General features: G+C 39.8%; 5 protein-coding genes and 2 pseudogenes. 2 read left to right on the forward strand and 5 right to left on the reverse strand.

The window, feature by feature from the left end; genetic code table 11:
- Positions 1–73: 73 nt before the first annotated feature.
- Positions 74–232, forward strand: a pseudogene (locus HHX48_RS00005) (IS3 family transposase); the annotation flags it as partial.
- A 58-nt stretch (positions 233–290) separates the two neighbouring features.
- Here the strand turns inward: HHX48_RS00005 and gntA are convergent.
- From gntA to HHX48_RS00020, 3 genes are all read right to left on the reverse strand, one after another.
- Entirely contained in the window at positions 291–977 is a 687-nt protein-coding gene (gntA, locus tag HHX48_RS00010) for a guanitoxin biosynthesis heme-dependent pre-guanitoxin N-hydroxylase GntA (RefSeq protein ID WP_191021608.1), read from the reverse strand.
- Positions 974–1,840 (reverse strand): glycosyltransferase family 2 protein, encoded by an 867-nt coding sequence (locus HHX48_RS00015; protein WP_191021609.1) that lies wholly within the window; start codon positions 1,838–1,840, stop codon positions 974–976. Before HHX48_RS00015 ends, gntA begins: the two co-directional genes overlap by 4 nt.
- A 1,746-nt stretch (positions 1,841–3,586) precedes the next feature.
- On the reverse strand, positions 3,587–5,653 hold the full coding sequence (locus HHX48_RS00020; RefSeq protein ID WP_191021610.1) for a catalase: 2,067 nt from the start codon (positions 5,651–5,653) through the stop codon (positions 3,587–3,589).
- Between the two features lie 320 nt (positions 5,654–5,973).
- Between HHX48_RS00020 and HHX48_RS00025 the strand changes: the two are divergent.
- Positions 5,974–7,031, forward strand: a pseudogene (locus tag HHX48_RS00025) (integrase core domain-containing protein).
- 522 nt (positions 7,032–7,553) lie between these two features.
- Here HHX48_RS00025 and HHX48_RS00030 read toward each other — a convergent pair.
- On the reverse strand, positions 7,554–9,503 hold the full coding sequence (locus tag HHX48_RS00030) for a PAS domain-containing hybrid sensor histidine kinase/response regulator (RefSeq protein ID WP_191021611.1): 1,950 nt from the start codon (positions 9,501–9,503) through the stop codon (positions 7,554–7,556).
- Positions 9,500–10,324: an alpha/beta fold hydrolase gene (locus HHX48_RS00035; RefSeq protein WP_191021612.1), complete on the reverse strand. Its 825-nt coding sequence runs from the start codon at positions 10,322–10,324 to the stop codon at positions 9,500–9,502. Before HHX48_RS00035 ends, HHX48_RS00030 begins: the two co-directional genes overlap by 4 nt.
- Positions 10,325–11,809 lie beyond the last annotated feature (1,485 nt).

Here is an 11,809-nt window from a genome sequence, read left to right on the forward strand (position 1 = left end):
TGGGTGTTCTCCTTTGTGGAAGAACACCATGCAGTAGCTATGTCAGGTTTTGAATGTGGGGATTACCGGACGCTTACCATTAACCGGCTACCGTTCGCCTAATGAAGCAAAACGAGATGTGGGATATTACCTGATGAATTATTATAACTGGAAAAGACCGCATCAATTTAACGATGGGCTACTATCGGCAGAAGCAGAAGAATTAGCTAAAAAGGTGTCTGGGTTTTATTGACCAATACACCTTGAGACTTTATTGATGCAAATTTCCTATAAATTCAGGTCTATTATACTCAAATTTTATTTGGATAACTGGTCTTCTGCCTTACATGCAGTGGACATTTCCAATTGGGTTCTAATGAACGTCCGCTATATTGGCGAGCCTCGGAGTCACAGCCGTGATTATTTAACATTGGGTTCTCCTGGCCGTTGAAAATTTTATCCCTTTGACGAATATGTTGCTGGAAAGAATCAAACTTGTCTTCGCTTCTCAACTTCTCAAATTGTTGATGCAAATTGAATACAATAGAAGGGAACTCAAAGCGACGACTTTTACGAAGACTTGAGGGATTCAAACATATTATAAAAAAAGCTTCTCCTCCCAAACTAAAGCTAAAATCATTATGTTCTGGATTGCTGCTTACCTCGCTATCCCAACTATACAGCCGCGAATCTATATCATGTAGCTGCTGGAGCTTTTGCCAGAGTAACTTTTCGTAATAGCGCTCAGTATAGTCATAGGGCCCATCGAATACGCATACAAAGGATGAGTACATATGTTTATCAATTGAAAAATCGTGTATAAATTGATAAAGATAGTGTAATATTTCTAGGTTATTAGTGGCATCATCTAGAGTGCTAAAAGCTTTACTCTTTATTTGATTACGATTTAACGCAGTCTTCGCTCCTGCGCAGGGAAAACCAGTTTGACTTATAAAGTCACGAACAGAACTATCTGCTGACTCTATAAGAGAAATCATATCGCGGCCTCCAATGGTTGCTTTGTTAAAGGTCCTTTTAATGAAAGGTTTATAGATTGGTTGATTTCCTCAGAAGTAGGCATACGCTTTACATGAATTCCTGTTTGCCTAAAGTCGGAACTGATTACTCCATATTCTACGAACTTACTTAATATAGATAAGTTGGGGTAATATCCCCATTTTTTATGAAATATTGAAGCGTTGTGGATAAAGTCAAGACAATGATTAAGTGGACAAAAATAATTTGCTCTATACTGACAAAAAATCGCTTCATGAACCTTTTCTATGCGTAAGCCCATCCGTATGCATTTTTCGAAAAAGTCTTCATCATTAACCCCAGTCCCTTCCAGGGCCTCATCATATCCACCTGACTTTTCAGCGTCCTTTCGATTTATAAAATACAGGGAACGGTTTAGCCCATCCTCGTATTTTTGATACAAATTACATGGAAGCATGTTTTTTGATAAATCCAGCGTAAGAGCATCATACCCGCGATACAGCGATTCTTCCTTAATAGCTATATATAAAGAAGGTATTGTGATAGAGCCTAATTTTGCCTTACACGTATGTTTGGCAATAAAATCACGTGGAGGAAGCATATCCACGTTGATGTGTCCTATTAAAGGAAAGCTTGCACTAGTTAACCCTTTGTTTTTCGCCTTAGCTATTGGAATAGAATCATGACTGATGAATTTGTGGTTGATTTGAAAATGTTCTGACTTACTTAGAGACAAGCCATTTGGAGAGCGCATCCATATTACATTCAACTCATCAGGAAGTGGAGAGCATTGTTCAAGGTGATGAATCAAATTCTTTAGTTGACTCGTACGGTTTTTAACTAGAGTGAAAATGCTAACCTTCATCGCAGATCTCTTTGGTTTATTATCTTTACAAATTTGCAATATTTTTGCCAGGTTTACTTTTGCAAGTTATTGTTATACATATAATTAATCCGAGGTTTATTATTAAAGTCGTAATAAATGAAAATATTTCAATTTATTAAGTAGTTTATTCTTACTAGTACCCTATTTTATTTCTGAACCCTACGTGCGTTAATTTACAATGCCAGCTATTACTTTTTACCTTTGTTCTGAACATTCACTTTCTTTGCTAATAACTTGCGATACTGAAGGAAATTCTCGCTGTTATTGTTAATTCAGGCAAAGATAATAGTTTTGCGCTTAATAGCGTAGTGGCACCAATATAAATATTTGATGATTTATTGAATCCATTAGCTTGATACTCATCGTCAACAACAACTGTGAGCACGTTTCTATTAGTCATCTCTGTATATAAAGAAATGATTCCTTGATGCTCGAGATTTGTAATGAAGTCAGGAGTTTTAAGACTTTCTGCTCCACGACAGTCGATCCATCGGGATTTTGTGCCGAAGTCTGATGTGTGGGATATGTGTTTGCGACTTAGACGTAGTCGTCCAGATTTGAATAATGCATATAATTTTTTTGCAGTTTCCTGAGGTAATGCACCACTAACTTTAGTTAAGAAGGGATACAGGGCTTGCCTAAAAAATTGGAAATCCCTTTGGGTAAGAGAGCTTGATACTATTTACAAAGTATCGATAAATGCTTCCATAAGTCCCTGAAAGCGAGAGAATTCAGAATCGTTTAATAACATCGCGACTTTTAATTGGGTAGCCCCATCTATACCTTCAAAAAAACGGTTAATAAAAACAATTGTTCGCTCCAGTAAAAAATGGGCTATATGTGCATATAGTCGTGAGCATTTTTCACTGAGAATGGGTTTAAAAACCTGATTGAACAGATAGTCTTGACTGATCTTCTTACCAGGGGAGGGGGGCTTATCTGGGAGTACAAACGCCGTATCTGCTTACTCATATCGATACTAGGGTAAAATAGATGTGGTAATGCACTCGACGGTGAATACATAGTAACCGAAAAACTAGCTTTAGAATTATAGCGATATTCCCCTTGTTGATTTTTGAAGTAACCCAATAATTCTGCCGCTCGAATACAACAGTCTATCGCACTCATTGAGCTACCGATAAGGCGGTAGTTTCGGTATTGCTCATTTACTGAATAAGTTAGAGGATAGGCAGGAATAGTATTTATAAACTTATTAGGTTCATAGGTATGCCCCGCATTAATTACTAAATGAGTGGAGTTACTATACGAGCCTTCATTAGTTACCACATGATAGATCTCGCCAAAATTTTTAATATGTTGAAATTCATACTTCATGTAATATTGAACATTGGGAAAATGCTTAATTAGAACAACAAAGTTCCAATGAAAATATTGCCCTATCAAATATCGGGGATTTGTTGTTCTGGAAGCGATATGTAAGTATTTTCACACCATTTTTTGAAAGATAAGAGTAGCTCGGGAACTTCATCAACACTTAAATTAGAAAGTAGTGTGGTCCAGCAGTTTTCTTCTCGAAAAGGAGTTCCTTTACCCGGAGTTTCTGAGCTTTCAAAAATAGAAATCGATAAAGATTCAGCCCCTTGCTGGGATAGAAAAGTAATAAAAATACCGTTGCAGGACCACTACCAACAACAGCTATATGAGGTGACTGTTGCATACTTAATTTTCTCGAAATATTAAGAGAGGAGGCAAGGCCCCCTTATACTAGCGTTCCCAATAACGTAAAGGGCGAAGTTTCTTAATTAGCGGGGCGGTTTGGCTAGATTCGACTAAGAGATAACCGGCATCCATTTTATCTTCAAGATTGGCTTCTCGTATCAATGGCATCGCTGCTTCATTGTAAATAATAAATTTGTTGTGCATATGTGCATCTGTCACGAAGTCTTTGGCTTCTGGAATACTCACAACATTCTTCGCATGCTCTTCTGAAAGAACCACTGCTACAGCGTCATATAATACAGAAGGACCTCCATCAATTTGTTGGTGCCCGTCGATACGTTTGCCAGCTTTGGTAGTAATACCATAAACCGTAGGCGCGACAACTTCATACATTGCGCCTTCTTTTCTAATATCCTCAATTATTCGATTCAAAACTTCATCATCGGCGTTATCACAGCACAAAATACCTAATTTTCTTCCCTTGAACGAGTTTGGATTATTTTTCTGAATACTTAAAGCATCAGATATTTTTAGATCAGTCTGTGGCGGCATTGCAGTCTCGGCCTTTTCTGGTAAAGAAGGTATCCCTAAGCCCTGGGCAACACCTTTGGCCAAAGACTCATCAACATTCATTAGATGCGATACCACTCGCTCTCTAATAGCTGGTGTTTGGACCTTCGACAATTCGAAAATAAATGCATCTTTAATATGTCTTTGTTCTACTTGAGTCTGACTATTATAAAATTGAATTGCTTGGCTGTAGTGATCAGCGAAAGTCTTAGAGCGATACCTTAGTTTGTCGCCTTCAACAGGTTGAGAACTGCTTTGATAACCTCTAGTAGCACAGGCTCTGGGGTTATTTTCATCACGATCCCACGAATTGGGTTCATAGTTTACCCGCCCCTTCGGATTGTGCATCGCCATATGCCCATCTTGCTGAAAATGTCGCATAGGGCATCGCGGGGCATTAATGGGGATGTGAGTAAAATTTGGACCGCCAAGACGTTTTGTCTGTGTATCTAGATAAGAAAAATTTCGTCCCTGTAATAGTGGGTCGGGTGTAAAATCAATACCCGGAACAATATTTTGGGTACAGAATGCGACCTGTTCCGTTTCAGCGAAAAAGTTGTCTACCATTTTGTTTAGAACCAACTTTCCTATTTTCTGAACAGGGACATCTTCCTCTGGTATTAATTTAGTTGAATCAAACACATCAAATTTAAATTTGTCAGCAAACCTTTGGTCGAACACCTGAACGCCTAATTCCCATTCTGGATAATCGCCAGCGTCAATTGCATTCCATAAGTCTCGGCGGTGAAAGTCAGGGTCTGCCCCGTTAATTTTCAATGCTTCATTCCATACTACAGATTGAAGGCCACTTTTTGGTTTCCAGTGAAACTTTACGTACTTTTCTTCATTTGAGCTATTTATGAACTTAAAAGTGTGGACTCCAAACCCTTCCATAAACCGAAAAGATCTTGGAATAGCTCGGTCTGACATAGCCCACATTAGCATATGAATAGATTCAGGAGTTAGACTGGTGAAATCCCAAAAGTTATCATGGGCGGTCTGCGCTTGTGGGAAACCGCGGTCAGGTTCTTGTTTCGCAGCATGGACTAGATCTGGAAACTTCATTGCGTCCTGAATGAAAAAGACTGGTATATTGTTACCAACCAAATCCCAGTTGCCTTCTTTGGTATAAAACTTTACAGCAAAACCGCGCACATCGCGTGCCAAATCAGGAGAGCCCATATTTCCTGCCACTGTTGAAAATCGAACAAAAACTGGCGTTTGTTCCCCTTTTCTTTGAAATAGGTCAGCACAAGTTAAATCCGAATAGGCATCATATGTTTCAAAATAGCCGTGTGCTCCATATCCCCGTGCATGCACAACACGTTCAGGTATCCGTTCATGATCAAAATGAAATATTTTCTCCCGCAAGATATGATCTTCAAGAAGTGTCGGGCCGCGACTACCAATTTTTAGAGAATTTTGATCATCTTTAACAGGACAACCTTGAGCAGTGGTCATCATTTGTTTTGCATTCTCTGGCGATTGATGCAGTTCTCCTCCAGTACCTTTTTGGTTGTTGTATTTGAATGATTCTGCCATAGATAAGTCCTGTTTGGTTTATTGAACACTGTATATACATCAACGATTGACGGGCTGTTCATAGTAAAATTAAAATTTTTTAAAATTACAAAATAATACTTAAAGATAAATTTTATTATAATAAATTGCGACTACAGAATAATTTCTTCTAAATCATTTCTTTATAGAGGTTTAAATAAATTCTAAGTACGTTCAATAAGGTTTTTTAATTTCTTATTTAAGACTATTTAAATACAGGTGGTCATCTCGACTTTTCCCCCAAAATACCACCATGACACCGATAAGATTTTCAATAAACCGAAGACAATAGGGTGGTCAAAATTAAGAACCGCTATAGCGAAGAACAAATCGTCAAGGCCATCAAGCAGTATGGATCTGTCGCAAAGGTGGATGACATGGCATCTCATCAGGAAAACTTTATAATTTGCGCAGCAAATATGCGGGCTTCGAAGTCAACGAAGGTAAGCGTCTATTAGGAGCTCGAGTCTCAGAACAATAAGCTCAAAAAGATGCTGGCTGACAAGTTTTTGGAAGTGGTAGCGATGACGGTCGTGCTCTCAAATAAGTGGTAACGCCAGCAGCAAGGAAGTTTGTCGTCCGTTACCTTATTCATGTGTTTAGGCTCAGTGAATAGGGTGCCTGCAAGCTTGCTGATGTTAATCGAACCGCATTTAGATATTGCCTCACTACAAAGCCAAATAGCGCAGTGCAGTCGCGCCTGAAGGAATTGGCGGTAAAGTATCCGAGGTATGTATGCTTAGTGCTCCTAGGCTTGCTAAAGGGCAGTGACTTGCCATCAACCGCAAGCATACGTACCTTCTTTATATTGAAGAAGCGTTACAAGTACGGACGAAAGAGCGCAAGAAGCTGACTCATCCCAGGCAACCAATCGAGGTACCCACGGCACCGGATCAAGGATGGTCTATGGACTTCGTATCTGGTCAGCTTAGTAAAGGCAGACGGTTCAGGGTGCTAAACGTGGTGGCTAATTACTCCCGCGAAATAGTCGGGCAGCTTTTATCTGTTTCTATCAGCGGTCGTCAGGTTGCACCTTTCCCTGGTCAGCTCATCGAGCAAGGAGAAAAGCCTGAAAAAGTGATCTGCGACAACGGAACAGAAGTCACCAGCCAGGCAATGTTCTGGAGTAGAAAAAGAGGTGTTGAGCTCGGTTTTATTCAGCCAGGTAAACCAACGCAGAATACTTTCGTAGACGGCTCTAATGGAGATTCATAAACTAGTGTCTGAATCAGTATTAGTTTAGAACAATGGACGAGGCTCGTTACAAAGTAGATCTGTGGAGTGAACACTATAATTATGCTCGGCAACATGTTCACTGAATTACCTGCTGCCTGTAGAGTATACTAAGTGGACAGCATAATAAGAAAATCTCATCGAAAGAATGGTGCTAGTTCCGAGAAAAGATCACAGCTAACAAGCGTCCGTATGAGGGCCGGCTAACGAAACCTATCGAACACACGCTTCGCTGTTGCACGCTCAATCTACCTTTTGGCATCTATAAGCGTAGGAATTCGTGTCATCGGAGATTAAGAGGTTATTTCGCAGTGAGCAGTAACCTTGTTTAAAACATTATTTTTCTCGCTTTAGCCGATTCACGCGAGTTCCCAGTTCCTAAATGTACTGCTGCTTTTGCAATAACGCTTTAAACTTTTTTTGGAAGACTGCCGCGTTCAAACTCAAGCTGTTGAACCCATCGACGAAAAAGTACTTTCATGGACGTCGGCTACACACGCGGCTTCGATTACTCTAACCCCTCGGAGCGAAAACAATGATGACTACATCAATTTAAAATACAGAACTAACGACCGTCATTAAATTATTATTTAACGCACTGTTTCATATGGATGTTTTCATATGAAGCGGGGTTAAGATTATTCAAGGGCTAAAGAGGTATCTTTCGTAAAGCAGACTTTAGTTCCGGTAAATTTAATGGCTTTGTAAAATGTTGATCGAAACCAGCTTCAAGTGCTCGTTGTTTATCTTTTTGAGAGCCCCAGCCGCTAATAGCAGCCATATAGATCCCTTTAGACACTTCTTGCCGGCGCAAAATTTTTGCAACTTCATATCCACTTATATCAGGCAACCCAATATCCGATAGAATAACGCTCGGTCGAAAAGTCTCTGTTACTTCTATTGCTTTTTTACCGGAATAGGCAACTTTAATAATATGTCCATCGAATTCAAGCAGTAACCCAAGACTATCCGCAGCGTCTTCATTATCATCAACGATTAAAATTCTTTTGGGAGAAATGCTTTGTCCCTCTTCCTCTGAAGCAGGTTGCTCAATAGGTTCGCTGGAGGGCGCAATAGGTACTGTAACCGTGAATTCAGTGCCTTCATTTATTCCTGGGCTGTATACTTCGACATGCCCCTCATGCATTTCTACTAACTGTTTAACCAAAGCAAGCCCTATCCCCAATCCGCCTTGGCCTCGCTCACTAGCTGGTTCTAGCTGTGTAAACATATTAAATATAGCTCTGAGCTTCTCAGGAGGAATGCCTATTCCAGAGTCTTTAACCCGGATCTCAATGCTTGTTCCTATAGACTGAACAGACAGTCTGATATGGCCTCCCTTGGGAGTATACTTAGCAGCATTAGATAAAAGATTAACTATTATTTGATTAAGGCGAGTTGGATCCCCGTAAATCATAACTGTAGAACTAGGAAATGTTACATCTAAAGTGTGGTTGCCTGCTTCAATCAAAGCACTCGATGACTCAATAGCCATCCTCGTAACTTCACAGATGTCGACCATGGTTCTTTTTAGCTCTAGCCGCCCCCTACTGATACGAGTGACTTCCAGTAAGTCGTCGACGATGTGTTCAATTTGAGTCATGTGACGATTCAACATAGAATAGTAGTCATTGAGATTTTGGCGACATTCAGAATCATGTTCGATGAGCTTTAGTACATTCCTAATTGGGGCCAAAGGGTTACGTAACTCATGACCCAGTGTAGCTAAAAATTCATCTTTTTTTCGATCAGCTTCAGCCAATTGCTTATTTGCATCTGCTAGTTCTTTTTGTGAGTTCTTATGCTCGCTGATATCAATGAAAATGCTTAAAATATTAGTACATATTCTCTCGCTGTTGAAAATCACATTTCCCCGGCTTTCCATACTTAGCCAACTCCCGGAGCTATGCTTCAGCCTGAATTCGACCTCGTAATCACTATTTTTCTCAATAGCCGTATTAATCGCATCGTCAAATTGTGACAAATCGTCCGGATGTATTAACTCATAAAAATTTTGCGGCTTATGATATGAGCAATCTTTAGACAATCCCATCAATACTAACAGCTCTTCGCTAAAGTGGATTCGGCTAGAGACCAAATCATAGTTCCAAACTCCCATCTTAGCGCTTTTCATAGCCAAACCGAGAAAGTATTGATTTTCTTTTAATGTTTTCTGAGTTTCAAGTAATTCACGAGAGCTATTTTCAGCAGATTCGCGAGCAGTTACTAACTGTTGCTCGTAGCTATGGCGCTCTCGAGCCAAAAAAAACGCGAAAGAATTGTATGTAATATGCCCATCAATTTGCTGAGCTGCATTAACCAACATTGGTACACGCTCCCCGTTTTTGCCTTTTAATGAAAGCAGAAATTCCGAGACGGCACCTTCTAATTGCAATAGAGGTGTTAGTTGAGCATGGAAATAGAATCGACTACCTAAAGTAAATAAGGTGTCTATATTACTTTTTGTTGTAAATTCAGATTCGGAGTAGCCAAGCCATTTATAAAAAGTTTTATTTACACGAACAATAGCTCCATCTGTCCCGCAAATCAGAAGGCCACAGGCGGCATTTTCAAAAAAATCTATATTTTCAGGTATCATAGAATAGCCGGATGCTTGAATTCGTATTCTTTTAGAAAATCATCAATCGCCCCGAGGCATGCCTGAGGTGCGCTCATATGTGGACAATGGCCTACATTTTTAATTTTAACTAGCGTAGCTTTGGGCAATTTCTGTTTTAAATAGTCCCCGACTGAGGTTGGCGCGATAAAATCATCAGTGCATTGAAGTATAAGTGTAGGGATTTTACATTTAGGTAAATCGGCTCGATGATCAGCAAAAAAGGTCACGCGGGCGAAATGATGAGCTATCTCCGGTTCAGTGCGACAGAAGCTTTCACCCAATTCTGCACTAAGCTTTGGCTTCTCAGGAGCTCCCATAATAATCGGTGCCATTGATGTAGACCACTTTAAAAAGTTACTTTCAACAGCCTCGCATAGTTCTTCAATATCAGCTCGTGTGAACCCTCCATTGTAGTCCCCATTATTGATAAAGCATGGTGAAGGGCTGACCATAACCTGAGAGTGAAACTTGTTAGGCGATTCAATACTAGCTAAAAGCCCAATATTTGCGCTCACAGAATGTCCAACGAATACTACAGGGGCATTGGAATTTATTTCGTCTATAACTTCTAGCAAGTCCATAGCATAACTATTAAGACTGTTATATTTACTATAGCTGTACATAGAGATGTCAGATTTTCCGCAACCCATAAGATCGTATAATACAACTCTGTAGTTATTAGCCAATATAGGGGCGACGTGTTTCCACATCGTTTGATCACATCCAAAGCCATGACCAAGGACTATAACAGGGCCGCGCTCCCCTATTACTTTTATATTGTGTCGATCTACCAAATTCATAGTCAGGTTCTTATTTATAAATATTGTAAATCACTCAATGCAGCAGACAGTGCACGGTAGGCTTTAAAGGTAGAGAAACTTCATTTCCTTGATTCTGACTGCACTGCTCATATTGTGAGAGTTTGTTCAATAACCCAAATAGTTACGGTCCATCATTGCGTTGATTAGTCCGAAAGTTAACAACACCATGCTCACACAGATGGAGGCTAGATTAAAAGTTTTTAACAATAACTTCTACACTTTTGGTTACAAGCTCAGCCGGTATACTGTTTCAAGTGAAAAACTTTTCGCGGAAGTGCGTGTACAACAAGAAGACAAAGACGGCCTTTGTTAAGGCTTATACAGCCCGACATTTAAGTATGTACAGTCTGCTTGGTTTTCGACGTAGGGGGGCAATGTGGTTGACACCAACCACGCAGTGAATTTCATAAAAAATAAGTGGCGCAATTAAGTAAAGTAATTGGGGTGTTCATGGCGAGAGCATTTGGAGATTAACGTGCTATTACAGCTCGAGATGCTGTTGATAAGATAATTATTTTGAAGAGTCATCAGCAAAGCTCTTGATTGAAGGAGCTTAAAGAAGTAGAAATGTTGTACAAAGGTTTGTTAAAGCAAAGCTGTGCGGCGTTGCGCCGGGTACCTTGAAAAAGTGGGCACGTCATATCAACCTCCACAACACTCAGCCTATGTTAACTCCTGGGGATTTTCAAAAAATTTAGCCTTTTACGCCACGCTTTGACTTTGTATCTATGCTTTTCAAGTAATACGATAGTTGCTTCGCAAATATCGTCAACCTCGGATTGAGCCTCTCTCACGGTCCAATAGAACTCGTGACTTCTCAGATCCATTTCAAACTTTTTAACAGCTTTAGTGTGTCTTGCTATCAATTTTTTCATGATTATCGTGGCTTTACTTTCTCAATATTAATTTTATAGCACAAATTAAAGCAGTGTAAACCCGATTGGGTCGTTAATAAAAACGTTTAACTTATATTGGTCCAGGCTAGCTTTTGAGAAGTGTTTTCGACCAGCGCTCAGTAGTGGCTTGCTCTCACGGCGTTTAGCAACCAACATTGTTATTTCTCAAATAGCTTCCCTATAACGGAGCGGAAACAGTGATAAAAATTTCAGCTACCGGATTGAATCGCCGCCAACCAATCGACACCGCTAAGTATTGCCTTTAGCTCATTTTCAGAAAATTGGCCGACGCTTTTTGGCGTGCCCGATTTCGTGGTAAGCTTGAATCTGGATGCATTAAAACTGTCGCGAACTGCTTTGTACAGCAGTAATTGATGTTGTGCTATGCGCTCTTACCGCGACCTCAAAAACATTACTAGCAACCGCCTTTTCACCGGCGATAGCATATCTCAAATCTCCAATTTATTTTTTGCTCATTTAAAAGGATTGCCATCACCCTAAACCTGTCAGGAAACAAATGAACTTAAAGTACGCTCACTTTAATTTTCTCCTATATTTTGACAAATAG

The sequence above is a fragment of the Salinimonas profundi genome (assembly GCF_014750655.1).
Classification (GTDB): domain Bacteria; phylum Pseudomonadota; class Gammaproteobacteria; order Enterobacterales; family Alteromonadaceae; genus Alteromonas; species Alteromonas profundi_A.

Bases quoted from the DNA above. Each gene is read 5' to 3' on its own strand.
- gntA (WP_191021608.1), bottom strand. From the start codon at position 977: ATGATTTCTCTTATAGAGTCAGCAGATAGTTCTGTTCGTGACTTTATA.
- HHX48_RS00015 (WP_191021609.1), bottom strand. From the start codon at position 1,840: ATGAAGGTTAGCATTTTCACTCTAGTTAAAAACCGTACGAGTCAACTA.
- HHX48_RS00020 (WP_191021610.1), bottom strand. From the start codon at position 5,653: ATGGCAGAATCATTCAAATACAACAACCAAAAAGGTACTGGAGGAGAA.
- HHX48_RS00030 (WP_191021611.1), bottom strand. From the start codon at position 9,503: ATGATACCTGAAAATATAGATTTTTTTGAAAATGCCGCCTGTGGCCTT.
- HHX48_RS00035 (WP_191021612.1), bottom strand. From the start codon at position 10,324: ATGAATTTGGTAGATCGACACAATATAAAAGTAATAGGGGAGCGCGGC.